Origin of the sequence: Thermosporothrix hazakensis (genome assembly GCF_003253565.1) — a bacterium.
Lineage (GTDB): Bacteria > Chloroflexota > Ktedonobacteria > Ktedonobacterales > Ktedonobacteraceae > Thermosporothrix > Thermosporothrix hazakensis.
Genome location: NZ_QKUF01000007.1, coordinates 96980 through 122597, shown reverse-complemented (window position 1 = coordinate 122597; position 25618 = coordinate 96980). Strand labels below are relative to the sequence as shown.

The following is a 25618-nucleotide window of genomic DNA, read 5'->3' as shown; positions in this document are numbered from 1 at the left end:
ACGCATCAGAACGCGTTTCTCTGCCAGCTTTCAGGGTTGCAACATCGGCTATCACATTGTTATGGCAATCTATTCTAGGTTATAATGCTATCGTATTCTTCTACCTCTTGTCATGATGTATACGAACAACCTTTATTTCCCTGTTCCTGCACAGCAGATAGGCACACAAAATGAACGGAAAAGTTACCTATCGTCAACAATTTACCCGCTGTGGCAAGCCCCGCTGTCGCAAATGCCGGGATGGCGGCTCAGGTCATGGGCCTTATTGGTATGCTTATTGGAGCGAGAACGGCAAGACAATCAGTAAGTACATTGGCACCCGCTTACCTGAACATATAGAAGCGACCCAACTGCTGCGAAAGGCCGAAGGGAAAGAGCTGTCCCACCATACCAGCAGACCTGCTCTCCGCATTTACCTTCTTGGCCAATTCCGGATTGAACGTAAAATAGGCGATGAATGGGTTGCGGTTGATAGTCGTACCTGGCACCGTCGACGTGCCCGAGCACTGCTCGGTTGTCTGCTCAGCAATCCGGGACGCCGCCTGGGTCGAGAACAGGTGATGGAATATCTCTGGCCCGAACTCGATATCACTGTTGCCGCGAACCGTCTGAACGGAGCCGTGCATGAGCTTCGCCTGATCCTCGAACCTGATATCGCACGTCCCGCCGCCTCACGGATGTTGCGTCTTGAACGTGATATCCTCGAACTGGCAGATAGCACCTACATCTGGGTTGATGCCGAGGCGTTTGAGAGCCTGATTAAAGAGGCCAGCGCGAGCAGCGACCCTCGACAGGCAAGACATCTTCTGGAACAAGCAGCCGAACTTTACCAGGGCCACTATCTTCTGGAAGAGCTCTATTCTGAATGGGCTGCGCACCGGCGCGATGCCCTGCAACGCGCCTGGATCGGGCTGTTGCTCAAGCTTACCGACCTCTACATTGAACAAGAAGCATACGTCAATGCAATGGAGACGCTCGACCGCCTGCGAACTGCCGAGCCAACCAATGAAACGGCACTGCAACGGCTGATGCTCCTGCTAACGCACCTGGATCGGCGCGGTGAAGCACTTCAGGTGTATCGTCGTCATGTTCTCATGCTCCAACGCGAGTACGAAAGCGACCCCTTGCCGGAAACAGTCGCGCTCTATGAGGCGCTACGCAAGGGACATATTCCGCCTATGCCTGGTAGCAAAACAGCGCAGCAACCGACTTCCACTGCAAAAACGCCGCCTGCCGGGCACCCAGAGGGCACACGAAAGCCTTTTCACTTTCTCCGTCCAGCCTTCCAGCTTGGACGCCATAACCAGAGTCCCTTAATCGGGCGCGAGCAGGAGTTTCACCGCTTGCGCCAACTACTCCGCACGCTTGAAGCAACTGAGGCACAGCGTCCCCATCCTGACGGCGGCGAACAGCTTCTCACCCCACAAACAGGCCCGTCGGTGCCGCGCCGCAAAACAATCCATTTCGCGCTGCTTCAAGGAGAAACAGGTATCGGAAAAACCCGCCTCGCCGAAGAGCTCAGCATGGAAGCATACGCGCGTGGATGGGCCATTGCATGGAGCCGCTCTTTTGAGCAGGAAACCTCGATTCCCTACCGTCCGTGGACCGAGCTACTTCGTGCGTTGCTCAGCGCAAGCCCCTCTTTCTATGAGTTGCTTTCACAGGATCAGCAGGGGCTCACGACCCTGCCCTTTCATATCGAACGACTCAGCGGCTTATTGCCTGAGCTGGCCCGCTATAACACACAATTTCAGCGGTCTGTGCCAGCCGTTTTTCATGAACAGGAACGGCTCTTACTCTGGGAAGCAACTCTCGGCTTGCTTGGAATGATCGGACAGACTCAACCACTGCTGCTGGTTCTTGATGACCTGCACTGGACCGATGCAAGCAGCATTGACCTGCTCACCTATCTGGTACATCATCTCCAGGATCAGCGCGTCCTGATCCTCGCAACCTGTCGGGACGGAGAGCTTCCAGCGCAGCATAAGCTTCGCACGCTGATTGCAGATCTTTGCCGAGAACAGGCAATCGTCGCGATCACGGTCCAACCGCTCACACATGCCCAGATTGGCTCACTGGTCTCTCATCTGCCTCAGGAGGTGGTTGAAAACATCCAGCAGCAGGCCGCCGGGAACCCCTTCTTTGCCGAAGAGCTGGCGCGGGCGATTGTCCTGCCTACCAGTACCGAGGAAAGACAGGGCCAGAGAGAGACAACCACTGGCATGCTACCTGAGGCGATCTCATCTGTGCTGGAACGTCGCCTCGGACGTTTAAGCGCTGAATGTCAGAACTTGCTCAGCAAGGCGGCTGTCCTGGGAGGCTCCTTTGAGCTACGCCACCTGCTTCCCATGACACGTGAGCAGAGCGAGGATGCTGTACTCGACTTGCTGGAAGAGGCGCTCTATGCGGGTTTGTTGACCGAGGAGGGAACAGGAGCGCACATCACCTATCACTTCTGGCACCCATTGATTATCAGTCATCTATATGAGCGGCTTTCGGCGGCCCGCCGGGCGCAATTGCATCGCAAAGCAGCAGAAGCGATTCAGGTTGCCCATAGCGATACCATGCAAGAGAAAATCGCGTCCGAGATCGTCTATCACCTCTGTAAAGGGGGAGGTGATACAGCTCAGCTCATTCACTATGCAGAGCTGGCCGGACATCGCGCCTATAACCTGGGATCCTATTCCGAGGCCCTGCGCTATTATGTGTTGGCGCTTCAGGCGCTATCAGGACAACAGCCGTCCCCGCTTTCAATCCAGGAAAATACCGAGCTACAAAGTCAGCTTCAACAACAACTGGCACTCCTTGCCCAACAGGACAGAGTTGAGCACCTGCACCATACCAGTCTGCTTGTCGAATACATCGCGGAATGCTGCTCGATCCTGGGTCTCTTTACAGTGGCGCAAGCTGCCTACCATTGCACGCTTGCGCTTCGTACCCGCCCCGATTTTCTGCATCAGGCCTACCCTGCCGAGATGGACGAGGCAGAAAAGGAACGGTTAGATACGCAGATACAGGGCCTTCTGCTCCGGGAGTTAGGACACCTCTATCATATGCGTGGCGATGGCATTCAGGCTCACCATTACTACGAAGAGGCTCGGCGCACTCTGATGCTTCCCAACAGCACCAAAGGTATCGGCTGGGTCTGCGTCCAGATCAGCATTGCTTCCCTGTTTCGTATTGAAGGTCATTTCAAGCGGGCGCAGCAGTATCTCCAGGAGGCTCTGGCAACATTCAGCGATTGTACCGAGAATCAGATCTGCCCCTTTTACGAGATGCTTCCAACCGCCTCACAACGCCCTCAGACCCGTATTGAACGCATCTTAACGGGAAACTCTCTTGAGGTTGCGCGTGGACACGAGGTGCTCGGACTGGTTGAAAGCAGCCTGGGAAATCAGGATGCCGCCCTGAAACACCTTCATCTAGCAGCCCAGTTCTTTGAACAGGTCAATCATATCCTGGATACTGCCAGAATCTACAATAACCTGAGCACCGTCTATATCACGCTTGGCGAGCTGCAAAAGGCATATACTTATCTACAACAGGCGCTCTCACTGGCAGAACGCAGCGGTGACTTGCCCTTAAAATCGACTATTATCGGGAATTTCGCCAACATCTACTTCTTTCATGGGAATCTGCAAGAAGCTGAAAACTACGCGCTGCAATGCCTTGCCCTGAAGGAAGAATACAACGGGCGAGAAGGCGTACAGTGGTTCTGTGTGCGTATGGCATACATTCAACTGGAAAAAGGCGATCTGCAACAGGCTGGCACCTACATCCTGCGAGCCCTCAAACTTGGACGGCTGATGAAGAACAGGCACTCCATTAGCTTTGCACGGCTCAGCCTGAATACCCTTCGTATCTATCGTGCAATTATGCAGGAAGAACTGTATCTTCCTGAAAAGCGAGCATCTCGGCAGCTCTCCGTATATAGCCTCCAGTTACTCCGACGCGCACAATATAGCCTGCACCATATTCTAACAACAGATGATGTGGAGATTGAGCCTATCTGCATCTATGAGGCGCAGCATCTGCTTGCGTATATCGCCTATCTGTTACACGATCTGGAGCAGGCCAGACAACTGGCCGAGCACGTTGTGAACGAGATCAATCGCACCAAAGCCTGGACAAGCGCCAGCTTCCCGCTCTGCTTGATGGGTTTGATCGCAAACGAGCAAAGGGACTATCAGCAGGCAGACAGCTTCTTTATGCGAGCCCTGAATCTCGGGCATAAATTCTACTTTCGGCTTGACTATGCGAATACCCTATATTATTATGCATCCGCATTGCTGGCCCGTCAGACGGAGGAAGGACAGCGACAGGCGCTCTCTTATCTCTATAAAGCCCGTCAGATCCTTGTCAAAGCACACGCACATCAGCCGTTGAGCTACGTTCAAAAACTCATCAAGAACTACGAAAAGCGAAGCGAGGATGTGTCGTAAGAAGCATACGCTAACTTGCTTCACGCTGAATACGCCGAAGCCGGTTAGAAGAAAACAAGAAAGGTATGAAATCATTATGAGTGATACCGAAAAGATTACAGGCGCTTTGGAGCAGCTCTTTGCTCCCGAAGATGCCGCGCTACAACAAGCGCTTGTGGCAGCAAAGGAGGCGGGACTACCCGAGATCCAGATATCACCGCTTCAGGGAAAGTTGCTTCAGGTGCTGGCCGCAGCCTGTAACGCACAAAAGATCCTGGAAATTGGTGCACTCGCGGGCTATAGTGGCATCTGGCTGGCGCGATCCCTGCCAGCACACGGCACCTTTATTACGCTAGAAGTCAGCGCCAAACATGCAGAGGTCGTTCGCCAATCGCTGGACAGAGCGCAGATCACCGCCAGAACGAAAGTCCGGGTCGGGGCGGCTCTCGATCTCTTGCCGACGCTTCAGGATGAAGCGCCTTTCGACCTCATCTTTATCGACGCGGACAAGCCATCCTACCCGCAGTATCTGGATTGGGCACTGAAGCTGAGTCGCCCGGGAAGCATTATCGTCGCTGACAACTGTATCAGAAATGGGCAAGCCCTGGTTGAGCCAGCAGCCGGTGACACGGGAAGCACGGCTGCGCTCTATACCTACAACAAGCAAACGGCCACACACCCTCGTTTACGCTCCATCTCGCTTCCAATGAGTGATGGTAACCACACTGATGGCTACAATATCTCGGTTGTTCTGCCTGAAGCCTGACCACACGCCCGCATGGTGGGGATGATCTCTATCCATGCGGGCTTTTTCTCTGATTACTCATCCGGGCTTGCCAGCAACATGCTCCATCCAATCCATTGCAAGGAGTGTACAGGATCAGTTTTCGCGTTCGTTGACTGAAAGATCATTTTGGGCTCCTGCGTCCCTGTCAAGCTGCGATACCAGTATCGCACTGTGCCATCAGGATATCTGCCCGCTGTGATCAGCATTGTATTCTCTTCAGGCGACAGCAGCGCAACATCAGTTAAAACCTCACTCGATCCCGGAGCGACATCTCTTGCCAGCGTCTTGATCACTGAACCATCAGTAGCATCAATCTCGATCAGATCAGCCAGCCCGTTTGTCTGCAATACGATAGGGTTAAAAGTGTAGCTGTCGAAACCAGCCAGCGTCTGCGCCTTGCCGATAAGTCTGGGCGTCTCTCCCATCAGTTGCAACCGGAAGAAACCTTGCATATTCTTAAAGGAGCCGGAAAAGTAGAGCGCATCACCCAGAGGGCTCATGACCAGCTCACCCTGTATCTTTACCCCCGTCAGGAGCACATCCATCTCTTTGGTTTCGAGATTAAACCGCCTGAGCTCTAATCCCGGCTCGCCCTCTACCCGCACGGTATAATATAGCGTGTTTTTATAGGCGAAGTGTAGATGTTGCGCATTCAGCGTATAAGGGATATCCCGTCTTGTACCATCACCAGGATGAAAGACGATAATGGCAGTATCTGTATAGGTAAAGATAGATTTATCATCAGTATTCCAGACGGCATTATAGTCTCTATCACTGTGTGTGTGGGCCCCACTGACGCTAAAGCTCTTCTGCCCTCTTAACAAATAATAGGTCATGCGATCAGCTTCTGTGCATTGATACAGCACCTCATCAGCAGGTTTGTGCGAGATCTTGGATGTGTTCGGCTTCTGCGGACAGATTGATGATACAATTACCGCTTTCTGTCCATTTGCCGGGTTGTACAGAACCAGGTTTTCCTGCTGTTGCACCTTCTCCACAGCAAGCAGGGAAGACCATGTGCTTGCAGGGACAACCTTTTGTTGTTGCACAGCAGTTGTTTTCAGTTCCGTACTCCCCTGTGTGGGCTGCTGCTGCGTTCCATGCTGCAAGAATTGCAGTGAAAAGATGCCAAGCAGCCCGACAGCAGCAATCAGAAGCGCCGCAAGCGCCGAAAAAGTCACAAAAGCCTTCTTCAGGACCGACTGACGTGGCGCGATCACTTTCCTGTTCGCGGGCTGCCATTCGGGTGAGAGCAACCGACCGTTACGCGCCGGTTTCTCCTGTAATGCAATCGGTTGTCTGGACGCCTCCTCGCGAAGCGCGGCCAGAATACGATCAGTCGTTGCAGGAACACGTCGTTCTGCTTGAGCGAGCCACGCCTGCAACTGGGTCCGCTGCTGCTCGCGTACATGCCGTGCCTGTTCTAGAGCGTCCTGGCAAGCAGGGCAGGTCGGAATATGATCGCGCAGACGACGCAACAACAGTTCATCATCTAGATCTAATTCAGAAGCAAGGAGATCTAACTGCTCATCGCTACGGACCAATTCATCAACCAAACGTAAACAGTGTCTACTGAGCGGGCAGGTGGGGAGGTCCCGCTTAGACGACTCTGGTGTAGTATCCTTCATCTTCTTCCTTCCTGATCAAGGCCGGAGTAGATGCGTTGAAAAGCCTGGCGAGCGCGAGATAAACGGCTTCTTACTGCTGAGAGCGTATCTTGCATTATTTCTGCAATCTCATTATAGGAAAAACCCTCTGCATCCAGCAGCAAGCACATCACCGAGTTCTGTGGCAAGCGTGACAGGACACGCTTTACCAGATCACGCTCTGCAACGCCTTCTTCAAATGGGTTGTCCAGCAGCGCACCATCTTCTACCTGTTCTTCAAACGAGGTATCATTGTCACCAACCGCTGAAGAGCCAAACGGAACAATCGTTACATGTTTTCGTTTACGCCACTCACTGCGCAACTGGTTCAACGCAATGCGATAGAGCCAGGGAGCGAAGCGCAAATCATGCCCGTTCATACGGGGCAGCGCTCGATATGCTGACAGAAAAGTTTCCTGACAGATATCCTGAGTGAGTTGCTCATCACGTGTCATTCCATAGATCATCCGTCTGATACGAGGCTCATACAGCACCACCAGCGCTTCAAAAGCAGTGACTGATCCCTCGCACGCCTCTATAACAAGCCGCGACTCATTTTCTACAGCATTCATCAGAACCATTTTATTGAGCGGCTGATTTCAGTTCCCTCTACGCTAGACAATGCCCATTACTCCTATTTTGTCTCGATCAGATTTTAGCCAGTCCCGTGTTTCTCTTTGAGGGCATAAACTTCCACTCTCTAATTATCAGCAATACAACGCGTAATTTCTGTGAAGTAGTTCACATTTTTAGCGTTCTGGACGCTGAGCGAGGGAGGAAGTCACCTCAATATACCGGGCAAGAATAAAAATCAGATCGGAGAGGCGATTGAGATAACGTACCACTTCGCCGTTCTGGATGACTCCATCATGCAGTAACTTGACCGCCATCCGTTCAGCCCGCCGAATAATAGTGCGTGCGAGATCGAGGGCAGCGCCATCGACAGTGTCGCCAGGAATAATGAACTTATTGGGAATCTCAACCTTGCTCTTTAACTCCTCCTCTATCTGCTCCAGTTGGGCCACATGCTCTTTTGTCATGCGCAGACCCAGGGTCTCATAGTGTTCAGGAGGTGTAGCCAGTTCCCCCATCAAGACATACAGCTCTTGCTGAACACGAAACAGAATATCCTTGACCGTCTGATCCTGTGCCACAGCTCGTGCCAGACCAAGCGCCGATGTTGCCTCATCAACCGTCCCAAAAGTATCGGGACGAGGATCATATTTCGGGACGCGTTGGCTGCCCAATAAACCGGTATAGCCGGTATCGCCCGAACCTGTTGTCACCTTTGCCATAACACCTCTCCTTTCCAGGAAACAGTTTCCTGTTCTCAGACTTTATCAGGAATACCAGTATCCCCTGTATAACGGTAGGCCCGGCTGACACGCCGCCACTCCATCTCTCGGCCTCGCACATGACGTTCCTCATCAACGGGTTCCAGACGATTCGTTGCCAGAAAGCGCCGGCGGAGGTTTGAAAGGTCTACCTGTTCATCTGGCGGGAAGAAGGCCCGATAGAGCAAATTTGCCTCGGCGAGCGTCAAAATGCCGTCGCCTGTTTCTGGCTCCTTGATTACATTTAACGGCAGCGTTTCACGATTCGTCCCGTTGACTTGCTTGCCAGTGCGCCAGCTTCCCTCTTCCTTTGCCATTGTACCCATCTTCCCCATGTCGGCAAGGTAACGCAGAATCAGTTCGGGCTCACGAACGATATATGAGCGCAACGTATGCAGTGCAGCCGAGAGCACCGGCTTCATATCGGGATCAAGTTCTCTTCGTCCCGCCTCTACATCCTCGACGGGCACCCAACCTACATGCAAACTTGGGATTGGCTGCTTATGCAGATTCGGGCGAAGTTGATCGCGATTGGCTCGCAACAGGATACTATGAATCAGCGAGACAGCAGCCCCTTGCTCATTGCTGCCCCATACATGCACCTTCTGTTCTTGCCAACCCGCTTTTAACTGCACCAGCGGAGCGCTTCGCGGCCAGAGCAATAGCGCTTCAAGCGTACGCTCGACCGAATCAAGCACAGCCTCATTCCCCAGAACCAACCGCATAGGCGGGCCCCAGGGCCCCTCACGCAACAGCACCCAGAGCGACCAATCACTGATAGCGAAGGCAACAACGCTTACTGTCACAATCAGCCGTCTTGGCACTGCATCACGTGATGGTTGGGAAGAGAGTGGTTGCTTCGGTCCGGTTCCTGAGATGTTCATACCCGGCCCTCCCTGCGTATCACTCGATGCAACAACACGATCCAGCTTTCTTTCTCCATCGCAACCTTGCTCTTGCGTACATTCATTTTTGAAATAGCTCACTACATGTCTTACGGCTATTCTACTTTATTAGCATCTCTTACGTCCAGTAACAAAACACCAAGAAATACAAATGGGCGTCCTTCTGACGGACGCCCGGGTTATTGTGCCTTTTCTGAGAAGAAGTATTTTCTTAAAAGCCTAAAAGAAGCCGTAGAAAGAAAAGACTAAGGGAAGTCCCGGCACTCGCCAGAACACTCCAAAGCAACATGAGCCGATAGCGCCTGGTTATTTCACGTTGATCGATTGCAATTGCTTTTGCGCCACTGGATGGCTTTCTATAGTGCTGTCTCATATTTCTTTCCCCTTAGCACCGAGAAGTGTTTTCACTCTCTCGTTTTTTCGCTCTTACTGCTTTATACGAATCAGCCAGCGCTTAGTTGTACTCAGGATTGTACCTGACATAGCCGTGAAAAGCAATGAGAAGCCCCTTTCGTCCCCCACAAATACTGGTTTGAGCACCTATTCCACATGATCATCATGCAGTTCATGGGAGCCACCCTGCTTGCTTGTTTCCACCGGTCCAAGCAAGGTAGCAGTTACTCCGGGAACATCGCCTTCCAGTAACGGGTGAATCAGTTCCGCATGTAACTCCAGTAAACGGCGCACCTTACCGTGGTCCTTATCGTGAAATACACGCAATATCTGTTCACATGCAGCCAGTGCTTCAGCCGCCGCAGCCCGTCGGGCCGCGGTCAGCAATCCAAGCAAATCATGTCGTTTTGCCGTTCGAAACAAGACATGTGCCTTCTCCAACACCTCCGCCAGCTCAGCTTTCAACGCCTCGCTACAATGCTGTTCTTCTGTCAATTTCGCGACTCGGGCCAGCCATTGCCCACAGATGTTGACTATAGTGTTGTACTCACTGTTACGTGTTTCCAGTAGCGTTTGGAGAATACGCTGTTCATCATGAGGATCTAGCGCGATCACTGAAAAAATACTTGCCTCTCCACCCATTTCGTGAATATCATGAGCAAGCTGACGAAAGTGCCTCTCAACCTCATCCGAAAAAGGCAACAGATAGACTGAGTTTTGCAGGGCATACGCACCCAAACTTTGAAGTCGTCTCCATACCCACACCCGCTTCTGAGAAGGCTCGCTCGGGACCTTATACGTTAACTGCAACCAGCGCAGGGCCTCGCTCTCTCGCATGAATCTTACCCCTATCGATACGTTCGTAGTAACATGTGTTACTTTGTTTTTTATGGTACCTTGAGTAATCTGTAAAGTCAAGCATAACTTGCTATATCTATGCAAGACGCTGAAAAGGGCAGAAAAGCACCAGAAAATCCGCTCGCAAGCCACCTCTCTTCCCTCCCCAAAAAAGAAATGAGAGAGGCATATTCTGCCCCCCTCACGCTTCAATCGCTCATGCTTTAACGGGTCACATTCTCAAAAACGGCTGCAATCCCCTGACCACCTCCAATGCATAACGAGGCCACACCATACTTGAGCTTCTGCCGACGTAACTCATGCATCAGTGTGAGGGCCAGACGTGCGCCACTCGCAGCCAGCGGATGTCCGATCGAAATGGCTCCGCCATTGACATTTGTTTTGTTGCGATCCAGGCCAAGCCCTTTCTCCACCGCAAGATACTGTGCGGCAAAGGCCTCATTGACCTCAACGCGGTCCATATCTTCAAGATGTAAATCAGCACGTTTCAACGCCTGGCGAATGGCAGGAGCCGGACCAATGCCCATGATTTCAGGCGGCACACCAACTATGCCCCAGGAGACCAGGCGCGCCAGCGGTTTGAGTTGATATTCCTGCACCGCGCTCTCGGTCGCCAGCACCACGCAGGCCGCCGCGTCGTTAATGCCGCTGGCATTTCCAGCGGTGACCACCCCACCCTCACGGAAACGTGCCGGAAGCTTTGCTAACGCCTCCATCGAGGTATCTCGAATACCCTCATCCTGCGTGATCTCCTGCGGCTTCCCTTTGCGGTCCTTCACCGTTACGGGGACGATCTCTTCTGCCAGCCAGCCTGCTTCCTGCGCTTTACGCGCCTGTACCTGACTGCGAAGCGCGTATTCGTCGACTTGCTCACGCGTCAGGCCATACTTCTCGGCCAGATTTTCCGCTGTAATCGCCATGCCACAGCCAATATAGCTGTCAACCAGCGCCTCCCACAGGCTATCTTCCAGTTGAGGCGACATGCCAAGTTTCAGCCCTGCCCGCGCTCCACGGATGACATGCGGGGCCTGTGTCATGTTCTCCCCACCGCCAGCAAGCGCCAGCTTTCCTTCACCCAGACGTAGGAGCTGCGCAGCGCTGACAATCGCCTGCAACCCCGAGCCACAGAGACGATTGACAGTTAACGCCGGAACCTCTATAGGTAAACCAGCTTTTAAAGCAACATGACGAGCAAAATAAATCGCATCTTTGCTCGTCTGTATTACGTTCCCCAGAACAACCTGATCGATCTGTCCGGGCTCGACGCCGCTCCGTTTGATCGCCTCCTTTGCGGCTATAACGCTTAAATCTATTGCACTGATCTGAGACAGTGATCCCAGTAATACGCCTGAAGGGGTTCGCGCTCCTGCAAGCAGATAAATATCCTGCATGTTATCACCTCACTGTGAAAACAAAACACGTAGTATCTGTTTTCAGTCTAACACCTGAAACCTGCTCTCTGCAAGCACTGATTGCACTTTCGAGTCAAGCTCATCCTTGAAAGGGATGTTTCTTCCACATACCCTTTTTCATGCACTGCCAGCCTCACCTGATTCCTTGCCTTATTGGTCTATACGTCCAGACATCTCCCTTTTCCCTATATACTCCCTACGATCCTATATGCTATAATGTGGAAACTACAGAGGATAGACGATAGCGAGCAAGAGTCTGTCCGTATTGCCAGTGGCTCAATAGCATACCCTTCCACACAAAAGCCTATCTTGTAACCAGGAGGAATACTTCGTATGAGTAGCAACCTCAACTTTGAAAACACCGACACCATTTTAAATGAGGATCGTCTATTTCCCCCCAAAAGTGAGCTCGTCGAAAACGCTAACATCATGGCCTATATGAAATCCAAAGGGTTTACAGACTATGATGCCTTCCATAAGTGGTCGATTGAGAACCGCTTTGAGTTCTGGGAGGACATGGCAAAAGAGCTGCACTGGTTTAAGCCCTGGGAAAAGACCTTTGAATGGACCAACAAACCCTTCTTCCGCTGGTTCGTCGGTGGACAGTTCAACATCGTCTACAACTGCCTTGATCGGCATATGGAAACTCCTGTGCGTCAGAAGGTTGCCTTTTACTGGGAAGGAGACAATGGCGAAACCCGCACCCTGACTTATGAAGACCTGTATAAGCTGACGAACCGTCTGGCAAAGGGTCTGCAAAACCTGGGGGTGAAAAAAGGTGATCGTGTCGCGATTTATATGCCCGCGATCCCCGAACAGGTTGCTGCACTCCTGGCCGTTGCCCGCCTGGGGGCGGTCCATACCGTCATCTTCGGGGGCTTTGCTGCAAGTGCACTAAGAGAGCGCATCAATGATGCCGGGGCAAAGGTGGTCATCACTGCCGATGGGAACTATCGCGGTGGTAAGCACATCAAACTCAAGGAGATCACCGACGAAGCGCTTGAAGATACTCCCACCATCGAAAAGGTGGTTGTCGTCAAACGCCTGAGTAATGATGTGCCAATGCAAGCGGGACGCGATATCTATCTTGATGAGTTACTGGCAGACATTCCCGAAGATACTGTTGTCCCCTGTGAGCCAATGGACAGCGAAGATCTGCTTTATATCCTCTATACCAGCGGCAGCACAGGCAAACCAAAGGGGGTTGTTCACGTGCATGGCGGGCATGCCGTTGGTCTCTATATGACCACCCGCTTTGTGTTCGATATCAAGCCGGAGGATGTCTACTGGTGCACGGCAGATATCGGCTGGGTGACAGGCCACAGCTACATTGTCTATGGCCCGCTGATGAACGGCGCGACCAGCGTTCTGTTCGAGAGCACCCCCTATTATCCCAATCCCGACCGCTTCTGGAGCGTCGTCGAGAAGTTCAAAGTATCTATCTTCTACTCATCTCCGACCGCTATCCGTGGTCTGATGCGCTTCGGTGAGGAGTGGCCCGCGAAACACGATCTTTCCAGCCTGCGCCTGCTTGGCTCGGTCGGTGAGCCGATTAACCCTGAGGCCTGGATCTGGTACCGGAAGAATATCGGACACAACGAACTGCCCATCGTTGATACCTGGTGGCAGACCGAGACTGGCATGATCCTGATCAGCCCGACGGTCATTCTGCCGTTGAAGCCCGGCAGCGCGACAAAGCCCATGCCAACCATTGAGGCAGATATTGTTGATAAGAACGGCAATCCGGTTGATGCCACAAAGGGTGGCTTCCTGATCATTCGGCATCCGTGGCCCGCGCAGATGCGCACCATCTATCGAGATCCAGCCCGCTATGAGACCTACTGGGATACAATCCCCGGCGTCTACTTCGCTGGTGACGCTGCCACACGCGACAAAGACGGCTACTTCCGCGTACAGGGCCGCGTTGACGATGTTATCAAAGTCAGCGGCCATCGCCTCGGTTCAATGGAAATCGAGTCCTGCCTTGTCAGCCATCCAGCAGTAGCAGAGGCCGCAGCTATCGGCAAGCCCGATCCACTCAAGGGCGAACACGTCAAAGTCTTCGTTACGGTGAAAGAGGGCTTTGAGGCCAATGACGCGCTCGCCAATGAACTCAAGCAGCACGTGCGCTCAACTGTCGGCCCGCTGGCGACACCGGACGAGCTGGAGTTCCGCCCGACACTGCCAAAGACCCGCTCAGGAAAGATTATGCGTCGTGTTCTGCGTGCTCAAGAACTGGGTGAGCCTGTGGGAGATACCAGCACACTGGACGCGTAATTCTTTCGGGAACAAAGACAATCGCACATCAACACTTATACGCAAGGGCGACCCCCGGGACCTCTTTTCTCCTGGCGGTCGCCCATTTCATGACCTCACTTGACCATTTTTACAAAGCTAGCTATAGTAATTGGAACTACTGGTTTGTGAAGAGAGGGATGCATAATGACAGTCTCCAATGAGGCAGACCACCTGCCAGAATCCCAGCACCAAGATTTACTTGCACATCTTACTCAGCTTGTCAAACAAGCTGCGGCCAAATACATTGAGCAAGAGCAGCTCCAATGTGATGCTGCACAGTTGCCAATCGATCTCCGTTTTTCGGCACAGTCCAGCTTCGGTGATTATTCGATGCCAGTGATGCCCTGGATGCGCTTCAAACTCGGACGAAATCCGCTTCAGATTGCTGAAGGGTTAGTTGAGGCCCTCAAAGGGCTGAACGACCCCATTGTTCAGGAGATCACGGCAACCAAACCCGGCTATGTGAACTTCCGTCTTAACCGCCCTGCTGTCGGTCAGGTAATCATCGAAACTGTTCTTGAGGATGGTCCGGACTTCGGTCAGTCTGAAGTTGGCATTGGTACAAAGGTTGTGGTAGAACATACCGCGATCAATACCAATAAAGCAGCCCACGTCGGCCACCTGCGCAATTCCTGTATCGGCGATACTGTGGTACGTATGCTCCGCTCTCAGGGGTATCATGTCGAGGCAGAGAATTACATTGACGACTCAGGTGTCCAGGTCGCCGATGTCGTTGTTGGTCTGCTCCTTCTCCAACAGGGCAAGCTGCAACTTGCTGAGGGTAATGACCCGCTTCCCGGCGAGACTTATGACTACTATTGCTCACGCGTCTATGTAGCGGTCAATAAGCTTTACAGTGAAAAGGAATCGGAAGAGGGCAAGAACGCGCTTGAACTACGCTCAAAGGTACTGCACGCAATTGAGCATGGAGAGGAGCTTGAGGGAGAACCCGATTATGTCGCAATCGCCTCTGACCTCTCCCATCGAATCGTTCAGGCCCATCTGAAGACAATGGCGCGCCTGAATATCTCCTATGACCTCCTGACCTGGGAGTCCGCTATCCTTCAGGCCCATCTCTGGAAACACACGTTTGATGTCCTCCGCACACGCAACTTACTTGAACACCCCGAGACCGGACCGGCTGCCGGCTGCTGGATTCTCCCGTTTGGCGACGAGGAGAAAAAAGAGCAAGACAATGAGCGCATGAGCGATAAAATCCTTGTCAAGAGTGACGGCACCGCAACCTATACCGCGAAGGATATCGCAAACCAGCTCTGGAAGTTCGGTATCACCGACTCCGATGAGTTTAATGTCCATTTCCACTTTATCAAATGGGGCACGCAACATGACGGGCGCATCCTCTGGACAATGCGCACACCAAAGGATGTCGTCTCCACAGACGAAGAGGCAGACCCACAGCGCTTCGGACATGCAAAACGCGTCATCAACGTTATTGACGTGCGCCAGTCCTACCCGCAACAGGTGGTCTATGAGAGCCTGCGCCGCCTCGGCTATACCGAGCAGGCCGAGAACTCACGCCACCTTGCTTACGAGGTCGTCACCCTCTCCGCCTCAACCGCCGAGAGTCTGGGCATTGATACTTCTGATGGTCGCGAGTTCTACGCGATGTCAGGACGCAAAGGCATTGAGATCAAGGCAGACGATCTCATGAACGAGGCTGTCAAGCGCATGCACGAGGCACGCAAGCGGGATAACAAGCCAGATATCGATGACCATACGGCTGCTGCTCTGGCAGCTTCAGCTATTCGCTACTTTATGATCCGCTTCAACCTTCAGCAGATCATCGCGCTTGATATGGACGAGGTTTTGCGCCCGAACGGCGATACAGGCGTCTATCTGCAATATGCCTATGCTCGCGCAAACAGCATTTTGCGTCGCCTGCAAGAATCGGGATATGAGCTTCCTACACGACTTGAGGCACTCCCGGAGACGCTTGAGCAGAGCGAATGGGAACTGTTACGCCATATTGACGCCTATCCGCGCAAACTGGCAGAGGCAACAGAGCAGCTCTCGCCACCTGCACTGGCCTCCTATGCGTTCGATCTGGCCTCCCACTTCAGCGATTTCTATGAGCATACTCCACCAATCGTCAAAGAGACGGATGAGCGAGTAAAGGCCTTCCGTACGCTGTTGGTCAAGACAACTGTCCAAACTATGAACAACGTGCTTCGCACCCTCGGCTTTGAGCCACTGGAGCGCATCTAATCTCGAAGAAGTATTCCATCCCTTGCGGGGCGGTGAGCGCTCACCGCCCTTCCTGCCTGCGTTCTCTTCCCACTGGCCTTCCCTTCCGAAAAGATGATATAGTTATGCTATAAGAAAATTTGTGAAAGGGCAGCCCATGCAAACCGAGAAACCACTCCGTTTTGGTATCAAAACCTCTCCCCAGGATACCGGTTTTGAGGCGATCCTTGATACCTGGCTTGAAGCTGAAGAGTATCCTGCAATCGAACATGCCTGGATCAACGATCACTTCATCTCAATGGATGAACACCATCTGGATGCCCCGAGCCTGGAAAGCTGGACCGTGTTAACAGCCCTGGGAGCTCGCACATCGCGTCTACGTCTGGGGATTATGGTCATGAGCAATACCTATCGCAACCCGGCAGTCCTTGCCAAGATGGCGGCGACATTGGATGTCATTACTCACGGTCGGTTTGATTTTGGTCTGGGTGCTGGCTGGTATGAACGTGAGCATATCGCCTATGACCTGCCCTTCTACACTACCGCTGAGCGCATCCGCCGCCTTGATGAGGCCTGTGAGCTCATCAAACGGATGTGGACCGAGAAAGCACCCAATTTTCAGGGAACCTATTATCAGTTAAAAGAGGCCTACTGCGAGCCCAAACCGCTGCAAAAGCCGCATCCCCCGATTATGATCGGCGGCAGCGGTGAGAAACTCACCTTGCGTGTGGTCGCACGGCATGCGGATATGTGGAACTATATCAGCGGCACTCCGGAGGATTTTCGGCACAAGAGTAGCGTGCTGGATCGTCACTGTACCGCCATCGGACGCGATACAGCAACAATTGAGCGCTCCGTTCAGGACATTATTAATCTGGATAATCTAAAAGCAGAACGCGAATTACTCGCCCGTTATATCGATTCTGGCGCGACACATCTGATCCTCAGTCTGCGTCCTCCTTTCGTTACAGGGACTGTGAAGCGCCTTGTTACAGAGCTTGTAGAGCCTCTACAGGAGCAATTCTTGCACTAGAAGGACAATCTTGCTATGGCTGACGAAGAGAAAACCGTTTTCCCCAACAAGATGCGAACAATCAACGATTTCCAGGAATTTCATCGCTGGCTTGATAAAAAGAACAACTTTAATACAGACATCTTTCTGAACCTCACACTTCTCAGTGGCGAGGTTGGTGAGGTCGCACAGGTATTGAAAAACGTCTACTCAATGACCGATCCTGCCCGCAATGAAGATGAGATTGTCTCGCTGGATGAAGCCTTGAAGATCCACCGCGAGGACCTGGGACAGGAGCTGGCGGACTGTCTGGCGTACATTTTCAAGCTGGCAAACTATACCGGAGTTGATCTTCAGCAAGCCTACATCGACAAGATGGAAAAGAACGTCCATCGTACCTGGAAATATCACGGGAAAGACAAGCTCTCTTAGAGAAAAATGCAGGTGCTATCATTGTGCATGATAACACCTGCCTATCTTTGTTTACTGATGGCGCCGGGCCTTGTTAATTGCATCACGCAAGCGTTGTGCCTCGCGAGTTGCGGCATGGGCAAAATCAGGACCGCTCCCGGCAAACAGCACCGAGCGTGAGGCCGAAATAATCGCCTTCTCTCCCCGGGCATCAACTCCGGCCCTGACTGCCGCCTCAAGATCGCCGCCCTGTGCGCCGATACCGGGGATCAGGATTGGCAGATCCGGGCAAAGGGTACGCAAACGACACAACTCTTCTGGATAGGTTGCACCGACAACCATGCCGCAGTTTCCCGCCTCATTCCATGCCTGGATACGCTGTGCCACCACTTCGTACAGCGGACGCACCTGCCCATCAGGCCCCTGAACCGGCAAATCCTGAAAGTCGCGCGCGCCCGGATTGGAGGTTCGGCAAAGCAGGATCACACCTTTCTCGCGATAGGCCAGAAACGGAGCGACGCTGTCATAGCCCAGATAGGGGTTAACCGTCACCGCATCACACCCAAACTCATCAAAGATACTGACTGCGTATGCTTTTGCTGTATTTCCGATATCACCCCGCTTGGCATCTGCAATGACTGGTATCTCGGATGGAACCGCCTTAACAACCTGCTGAAACACGCGCATCCCATCAACGCCAAGCTGCTCAAAAAAGGCCAGATTCGGCTTGAAAGCGCAGACATAGGGGGCCGTTGCCTCGATGATCTCACGACAAAACTGAGTAACTGCCCGGTCAAGTGGAAGCGCTTGCAGGTGCGCAGGAAGCCGGGAAAGCTCGGGGTCCAGACCAACGCAGAGCAGGCTGTCATTGTGTCGCGCTGCCGTCAGAAGCTTTTCGACGAACCCCACGTCAGGCCCCCTTTCGTTTCGCCAGGAACGCTCGACCCTTTCCCAGTTCCGTATTCACAGGCACGCCATCCCGACAGAACGGGCAGGCCTCCTCCGTGTAGGTCTCAAGTGGCAGTTCGATCAACGCATGTATCGGAACACCGCCAACCGCTTCGGGAGTCACGCCGCCCCGGTTGCAGAGCGCGCTCAACCCGATGATATGTCCGTTGTGCCTGCGCACCAGCTCAATGGTCTGCTTCGCGGAGTTGCCTGTTGTGAGAATATCTTCGACCACCACAACATTTTTTCCTGCGATATATTTGTCATAGCCCCGACTGAAGAAGAACTGCTTATCGACACCATCAGCCCCCTTTTCGGCGAAGACAGCAAGCGTCTCACCCTGCTTGCGAAGCTGTGTCAAATAATAGGCAGTCCATTGCGAAAGAACAATCCCACCAAGCACAGGAGCCACCACAACATCAACGGTCTCCGGCTCGTACTGTTCCGCCATCAGACGACACAACGAAGAGATGATCGTGGGATGGACATAGAGAGCATCTTTATTGACATATACCGAGCTATGCCGCCCGGAGCTATAGACAAAATGACTACCCATCACAATCGCGCCAACCTGCTCAAACAGGTGCATTATCTCTGTCATATCATCCCTTCCTATTGCTGATTCTCGCGGCGGATACGCTGACCGCGTGCCTCGCCAATCACCTCACCTTGTTGATAGACAATATTGCCGCGTAAGAGGGTCATGATGGGACGTCCAACAAGCTGCATTCCCTCATAGGCAGACCAGCGATTCTTGGTAAAGAGATCCTCTTTTTTGACTTCCCAAACCTGCTCGGTATCGATCACTGTGACATCGGCATCTTTCCCGACCTCAAGCCCGCCTTTCTGGCCAAACCCGAAGATACGAGCGATATTGCGTGACGTCACCTGCGCGATGCGTACAAGCCCTTCTTCCAATGTCTCATGGCCGAACTGTTTGATCCAGTTTGTCACCAGTACAGGCAACGTCTCCTGAATGCCCGGCATGCCCGAAGCTGTCTCCCAGACGTTTGCCTTCTGCTTCTCTTCAAGAGAGTGCGGTGTGTGTTCGGAGATCACGGCGTCAATCTGCCCGTTACGCAACAGTTGCCAGAGCTTCCGCTGCTCCTCAGGTGAGCGCAATGCCGGCGCCACATTGATAAAGTTGCCATACTTCTCGTAGTCGCTGGTATTAAAGGCAAGCTGGTAGGAAGCGATTTCACCATAGACATCAACGCCGATACGTCGTCCGAACGCGACCGCCTCAAACTCCTCTGTCGTGGAAAGGTGCAACAGGTAGAGTTTGACATGGTTGAGCTTCGCCAGCGAGATCATTTCCAGCGCCGAAGTGAGCACAACCGCGAGATTTCGGGCCTCGCTCCATACGGCAGGATCGGTTCGTCCATATTCATCGCGATACTTATGCGTAAAATAGTTGACCAGCTCCTGATTTTCTGCGTGTAGCAGCGCCATAATCTGACGCTCGCCCAGGATCTCAAAGATCTGCGTGATATCGCTCAGATGCGGAATAGTTGTCGGCGTGGTGGCGTGCCCCGCGGTGAAGATCTTCACCCCGGTAATCAGGTCTTTATCGATCTTCCGCAGCTCATCGATATCCTCGACTGCGGTGCCCATATTAATGGTAAAATCGGTGTAGGAGCGCCCGGTGTAGCGCTTAATCTGATCTTTGACGCGTTCTACCGTCGTGGTTGGAGGGCGCACATTCGGCATATCAAACACCGTAGTATAGCCACCAGCAACCGCCGCCCGCGTCCCATGCGGAATATCTTCCTTATACTCAAGACCGGGCTCACGAAAATGCCCGTGCACCTCAATCAGCCCGGGTAAGATATATTTCCCTTTTCTCCGAACATCGATCACCTCGGTACCGTCTTTGGGGAAACCCTCTTCAATAGCAACAATTTTTCCCTCTGCAAGCCGCAGCGTCCCCTCAATGACGCGATCCGGCAGGACAATTGAACCGATAAGCGCTGACGCCATTTCGCTCCTTTCGATACTCCGCCCTGTGGATAGAGACTCTCCATCCAGCAGGGCGATTGATACACAACACACTTACTTCGTCACAGGCACAACCCTGGTAACCAGCTTGCCATCTTCACCGCGGAAGACACGAATGTTCTTCTCCCATTCCTCGCTCATCTGAGGATAGTCGGCGCGGAAGTGGGCTCCACGGCTCTCTTTTCTGACCAGAGCCGAGGTGACAATTGCTTCTGCCGTCTCCAACATATCGCGAATTTCCAGACTGGCCTGAAGCTCCTGCGTGTTGGTCGCCTTGATCTGCTGCGCCTCTTGTTGCAGCTTCTTGATCTCTTCCTGTCCCTTCAGCAGGCCCTCCTCCGTACGGATAATCCCGACATAGTTCCACATGGTATCTTTGATCTTCGACAGTACCTCAGCAGGCTTCGGCCCTTGCTCGCGCTGCAAGTAGGAGTGAATGCGTTGCAGTTCTGCATTGATGAGTTGCTCGCTGATCTCCGGCATCGAGACGCCCTTCACATACTCGGAAGTGCGGATACCAGCACGCCGCCCGAAGACTTGTCCTTCCGCGATAGAGTTGCCGCCAAGGCGATTCGCGCCGTGTACGCTACAGGAAACCTCACCGACCGCATAGAGTCCCTCAACATTGGTCTCACCCCATTCGGTAATGACGAAGCCACCCATCATATGGTGCATCGAGGGCGAGATTTCCATCATCTGCTTGCGAATATCAATCCCGACTTCCATATGTGCCGCAAACACATCAGGAATCAGCTTCTCAACCTTGCCCTCTTCCCAGTGGGTAACGTCCAGATAGACCGCGTTATGCTCGGTACCGCGCCCTTCCTGGATCTCCTGATAGATTGCGCGTGAAACCTCGTCACGGCCAGCCAGTTCCATACGCTGTGGCTGATAGCGGGCCATGAAGCGCTCACCATGCTTGTTCTTCAGAATGCCGCCATTGCCGCGCACCTTTTCCGTCACCAGCGTGCCGCGTTTCTCAGGAGGCCAGGCCATGCCGGTCGGGTGGAACTGCACGAGCTCCATATCAACCATCTCCGCACCCATGTCCAGGCCCCAGGCGTACCCCTCGCCGGTGTTGCTCGGAGCATTGGTGTTCACGCGATACATAGCGCCGCCTCCACCAGTCGCAACAATGACCGCCTTTGCCCGCACAACAGTTTGCTCTCCGGTCAGGCTATTCATCAGGAACGCACCGACCACGCGATCACCCTGCTTGAAGAGACGCGTTGCATAGGTATGCTCCAGATAAGGGACCCCCAGGCGCTTGACCTCCAGCAAGAGACCGCGCATCATCTCACGTCCGGTATAGTCTCCAGCACACAGATTCAAAGGCGCCGACTGCTTCCCGCTGGCCCAGGTAAAATAAGTGCCATCGGGCAGACGGTCAAAAAGGACGCCATAACGTTCCAGATCGTGGATACGGTCGGGCATCTCTTCAGCAAAGATCTTTGCCAGCTTGAAATTATTGATACGCCAGCCGCCGTTAATCGTGTCTTCAAAGTGCTGCTGTGGGGTTGCCGGTTCCTTGATCGCAACATTAATACCGCCCATTGCCCAGCCGGTATGGGCCTCTCTCAGCTCCTCTTTCGCGATAATCAGCACATTCGCACCGCGCGTCGTCGCTTCAATCGCCGCACGCAGACCGGCTCCACCAGAGCCAATGATCAGAACGTCGGTCTCTCTCTTTTGTACAGTTGTGGGCTGCGTTGACATGCTACTGCTCCTTGCTTTTACTCATGACAGAGGAGGAGGGGTAGCCCTCCTCCCCGAATGAAATGGCACTACTTCGCGTTTGTGTACTCGTTCCAGGATTTGATAGGAATGGTCTGCAAATCCTTCTCGGTGATCGCCTTTACGAACAGACGCGCCTGCTTCACTTTCGTGAACAGCGGAATGTTATGGTCAATCGCGTGACGGCGCATCGCGTAATCGTCGTCCACTTCCTTGAGTATATTGCGATCAACAATATTGATAGCCAGATCAACCTTGCCTTCCCTGAAGTACGTCAGGAAGTTTGGCTCCTTCTGTTCATGCAGCTTGTAGAGCATGGTCGTCTCAACACCGTGCTCGCGCAGGAAGTTGGCAGTGTTCTCTGTCGCATAGAGCGGGAGGCCAAGCTGCGCCAGCAAACGGGCGCTCTCAAGGAAGCGAAGCTTTTTATCTTCTCCGCCGAGACTGATAAACACACCTTTCTGCGGAATATGGTTACCCGTCGCGATAATAGCCTTGAGGTAGGCTTCCTCGATATCTTCACCGAAGCAGGCCACCTCGCCCGTGGATGACATCTCAACACGCAGAATTGGATCGGCGCCCTTCAAGCGCGCGAAGGAGAACTGAGGCGCCTTCACAGCGGTAAAGGTCGGGGCGGGCATGCGCACCGCAGGGATTTCTTCATTGAAAAGCGCATCCACGAACAGCTCGATCATGTTCACGCCCATCACCTTCGAGATAAAGGGGAAGGTTCGCGAGGCACGCAGGTTCGTCTCGATCACATAGACCTGATTATCTTTTGCCAGAAACTGGATATTGAACGGTCCGGTGATCTCCAGCGCTTCCGCGATGGCGCGCCCGACCTCTTCAATACGCACACGTGTCTCTTCATTAATCGTCTGTGGCGGCAGGACAATGGTTGCGTCACCGGAGTGCACGCCTGCGTTTTCGATATGTTCAGAGATAACGAAGGCTTTGACTCGTCCTCGCTGGGCCACGGCATCCAACTCGATCTCTTTGACCTTCTGGAAGAACTTCGAGACCGTCACCGGATACTCGGGCGAGACAGCTACCGCTTCATTAATATAGCGTTTGAGCTGTTCTTCATTGTAACAGACGTTCATTGCGCTTCCCGAGAGCACATACGACGGGCGCACCAGCACCGGATAGCCGACACGCTCTGCGAACCAGCGCACATCCTCGAAGCTGGTCACGCTTGCCCATTCGGGCTGGCGAATATGCAGGACATCCAGCAGGTTCGAGAACTTGTAGCGATCTTCGGCGCGGTCGATATTCTCAGCGGAGGTGCCAAGAATGGGGACACCATAGGCACTCAGCGATTTCACGCGATTATTTGGCGTCTGACCACCCACCGAAACGATGGCACCGTATGGGTTCTCAAAATCGCAGATATCAGCAAGACGCTCAAAGGTCAGCTCTTCAAAGTAGAGGCGATCGGACGTATCGTAGTCGGTCGAGACCGTCTCCGGGTTACAGTTAATCACCACCGAACGCTTGCCATACTTTTTCAACGCCAGCACGGTGCTGACCGTTGTCCAGTCAAATTCAACCGATGACCCGATACGGTAGGGACCGGAACCAACAATCACCACGCCCTCCTTGTTGAGCGGCTGAATATCGGTATGGTCGGCGTTATAGGTGGTATAGAGATAGTTCGTCTCGGATGGGAACTCGCCGGCCAGCGTATCGATCTGTAGAATCGCCGGGACAATATTGTATTGTTTTCGGAGTGCCCGCACTTCCAGCCCGGTTTTGCCGGTCAGCTCGCCAATCCGCTTATCGGAGATACCCAGTTGTTTGAGCTTCCGCAGCCGCTCCGCCGAGAGATCCTTAGTCTCCTGTAGCTCTATCTCAGCCTGCAAGATGGTCCGGATACGCTGCAAGAACCAGGGATCGATACCCGTGATGTCATAGATCTGCTCAATCGAATATTGGTTGCGCATCGCCAGAGGCAGCGCGAACATACGCTTGGGTGTTGGCGTGTACAAAAACTTCGCGAGCACATCGGCGTCTCGCTCGTGTCCTCTGAAGACCTTCTCCGAGGTCGCCCCCTCAAAATCGAGATCCAGCATGCGGATCGCCTTTTGATAGGCCTCTTCAAAGGTACGACCGATGCCCATTACCTCACCGACTGACTTCATGCCGGTGCCAATGGTTTGATCCGCGTCCTTGAATTTATCCAGGTCCCAACGCGGGATCTTCACAACAATGTAATCCAGGCTTGGTTCAAAGCAGGCCTGTGTGACACCCGTTACGCGATTGGTGAGGTCGGTCAGGCTATAGCCAAGCGCAAGCTTTGCCGCCACATAGGCCAGCGGATAACCGGTCGCTTTACTGGCAAGCGCCGAACTGCGCGAGAGACGGGCATTCACCTCAATCACATAGTAGCGGGAGGTCTTTGGATCAAGCGCGTACTGCACATTACATTCACCGACAATACCCAGACTCCGCACAATGGTGATCGCAGCGGTACGCAACATATGGTATTCATAGTTCGTCAGTGTCTGACTGGGTGCGACAACAATCGACTCACCGGTATGGATGCCCAGAGGGTCCATGTTCTCCATGTTACAGACGGTGATACAGTTGTCGTAGGCATCACGCACCACCTCATACTCTACCTCTTTATAATGGTGCAGATATTGTTCGATCAGCACCTGTGGAGCAAAGGCCAGGGCGCCATTGACAATCTTCGTCAGCTCTTCTTCGTTTGCAGCGATACCCGATCCCTGGCCGCCAAGCGCATAGCCAGCGCGAACCATCAGCGGGTAGCCCAGTTCACTCGCGATCGTCCGGGCTTCCTCAAGGGTTTCAGCCGTACGGCTCTGTGGGGTCGGAATATGGATATTACGCAGGTGCGTTGCAAACTCTTCTCGATCCTCAGTCAGGATAATCGCCGAGATCGGAGTACCCAGAATACGGACGCCGTACTTTTCCAGGACGCCCGACTTATGCAGGGCGATGCCACAGTTGAGAGCCGTCTGTCCACCGAAGGAGAGCAGAATACCGTCTGGACGCTCCTTCTCAATCACCTTCTCAACAAAGAACGGCGTCACTGGCAGGAAGTACACTTCGTCGGCCAGCTCTTTTGATGTCTGAATCGTGGCGATATTAGGATTGATAAGAACAGTGGAAATGCCTTCTTCTTGTAATGCTTTTAGCGCCTGAGAGCCAGAGTAGTCGAACTCGCCCGCCTGACCAATTTTCAGGGCTCCTGCCCCCAGTACCAACACCTTGCGTAGATTCGTTTTCACCT

At 53.2% G+C, this 25618-nt stretch carries 18 protein-coding genes; 6 read left to right on the top strand and 12 right to left on the bottom strand.

Annotated elements, in window-relative coordinates; genetic code table 11:
* Positions 1–170 precede the first annotated feature (170 nt).
* Positions 171–4442 (top strand): DUF6788 family protein, encoded by a 4272-nt coding sequence (locus EI42_RS12445; protein ID WP_111322351.1) that lies wholly within the window; start codon positions 171–173, stop codon positions 4440–4442.
* 76 nt (positions 4443–4518) lie between these two features.
* Positions 4519–5187, top strand: a complete 669-nt coding sequence (locus EI42_RS12440; protein ID WP_111322349.1) for an O-methyltransferase — start codon at positions 4519–4521, stop codon at positions 5185–5187.
* Positions 5188–5240: 53 nt separating this feature from the next.
* Here EI42_RS12440 and EI42_RS12435 read toward each other — a convergent pair whose 3' ends face one another.
* The 7 genes from EI42_RS12435 to EI42_RS12410 all read right to left on the bottom strand — a co-directional run bounded on the left by EI42_RS12435 (position 5241) and on the right by EI42_RS12410 (position 11735).
* A complete protein-coding gene (locus tag EI42_RS12435) occupies positions 5241–6836 on the bottom strand; it encodes an anti-sigma factor (protein WP_111322347.1) in 1596 nt (531 codons plus the stop codon).
* Positions 6833–7426: an RNA polymerase sigma factor gene (locus EI42_RS12430; RefSeq protein WP_170142574.1), complete on the bottom strand. Its 594-nt coding sequence runs from the start codon at positions 7424–7426 to the stop codon at positions 6833–6835. Before EI42_RS12430 ends, EI42_RS12435 begins: the two co-directional genes overlap by 4 nt.
* Before the next feature lie 177 nt (positions 7427–7603).
* On the bottom strand, positions 7604–8149 hold the full coding sequence (locus EI42_RS12425) for a cob(I)yrinic acid a,c-diamide adenosyltransferase (RefSeq protein WP_111322343.1): 546 nt from the start codon (positions 8147–8149) through the stop codon (positions 7604–7606).
* Between the two features lie 35 nt (positions 8150–8184).
* On the bottom strand, positions 8185–9072 hold the full coding sequence (locus EI42_RS12420; RefSeq protein WP_111322341.1) for a hypothetical protein: 888 nt from the start codon (positions 9070–9072) through the stop codon (positions 8185–8187).
* A 232-nt stretch (positions 9073–9304) separates the two neighbouring features.
* Positions 9305–9466, bottom strand: coding sequence for a hypothetical protein (locus tag EI42_RS32490; RefSeq protein WP_170142573.1), 162 nt, complete (start codon positions 9464–9466; stop codon positions 9305–9307).
* Positions 9467–9633: 167 nt separating this feature from the next.
* Positions 9634–10323, bottom strand: coding sequence for a Chromate resistance protein ChrB (locus EI42_RS12415; protein ID WP_111322339.1), 690 nt, complete (start codon positions 10321–10323; stop codon positions 9634–9636).
* Positions 10324–10547: 224 nt separating this feature from the next.
* Positions 10548–11735: an acetyl-CoA C-acetyltransferase gene (locus EI42_RS12410; RefSeq protein WP_111322337.1), complete on the bottom strand. Its 1188-nt coding sequence runs from the start codon at positions 11733–11735 to the stop codon at positions 10548–10550.
* A 354-nt stretch (positions 11736–12089) separates the two neighbouring features.
* Here EI42_RS12410 and acs point away from each other — a divergent pair, with 354 nt between their 5' ends.
* From acs to EI42_RS12390, 4 genes are all read left to right on the top strand, one after another.
* Entirely contained in the window at positions 12090–14033 is a 1944-nt protein-coding gene (gene acs / locus EI42_RS12405; RefSeq protein ID WP_111322335.1) for an acetate--CoA ligase, read from the top strand.
* 165 nt (positions 14034–14198) lie between these two features.
* Positions 14199–16280: an arginine--tRNA ligase gene (locus EI42_RS12400; protein ID WP_111322333.1), complete on the top strand. Its 2082-nt coding sequence runs from the start codon at positions 14199–14201 to the stop codon at positions 16278–16280.
* Positions 16281–16416: 136 nt separating this feature from the next.
* Complete coding sequence (locus EI42_RS12395; protein ID WP_111322331.1) at positions 16417–17292, top strand: LLM class F420-dependent oxidoreductase; 876 nt, start codon at positions 16417–16419, stop codon at positions 17290–17292.
* A 15-nt stretch (positions 17293–17307) separates the two neighbouring features.
* Positions 17308–17703, top strand: coding sequence for a MazG nucleotide pyrophosphohydrolase domain-containing protein (locus EI42_RS12390; RefSeq protein ID WP_111322329.1), 396 nt, complete (start codon positions 17308–17310; stop codon positions 17701–17703).
* A 51-nt stretch (positions 17704–17754) separates the two neighbouring features.
* Here EI42_RS12390 and pyrF read toward each other — a convergent pair whose 3' ends face one another.
* The 5 genes from pyrF to carB all read right to left on the bottom strand — a co-directional run bounded on the left by pyrF (position 17755) and on the right by carB (position 25616).
* Entirely contained in the window at positions 17755–18591 is an 837-nt protein-coding gene (gene pyrF, locus EI42_RS12385) for an orotidine-5'-phosphate decarboxylase (protein WP_111322327.1), read from the bottom strand.
* A 1-nt stretch (position 18592) separates the two neighbouring features.
* A complete protein-coding gene (locus EI42_RS12380; RefSeq protein ID WP_111322325.1) occupies positions 18593–19231 on the bottom strand; it encodes a phosphoribosyltransferase family protein in 639 nt (212 codons plus the stop codon).
* Positions 19232–19242: 11 nt separating this feature from the next.
* Entirely contained in the window at positions 19243–20610 is a 1368-nt protein-coding gene (locus tag EI42_RS12375; RefSeq protein WP_111322322.1) for a dihydroorotase, read from the bottom strand.
* Positions 20611–20682: 72 nt separating this feature from the next.
* Complete coding sequence (locus tag EI42_RS12370) at positions 20683–22344, bottom strand: L-aspartate oxidase (protein ID WP_111322320.1); 1662 nt, start codon at positions 22342–22344, stop codon at positions 20683–20685.
* Positions 22345–22412: 68 nt separating this feature from the next.
* Complete coding sequence (gene carB / locus EI42_RS12365) at positions 22413–25616, bottom strand: carbamoyl-phosphate synthase (glutamine-hydrolyzing) large subunit (RefSeq protein ID WP_111322318.1); 3204 nt, start codon at positions 25614–25616, stop codon at positions 22413–22415.
* Positions 25617–25618 lie beyond the last annotated feature (2 nt).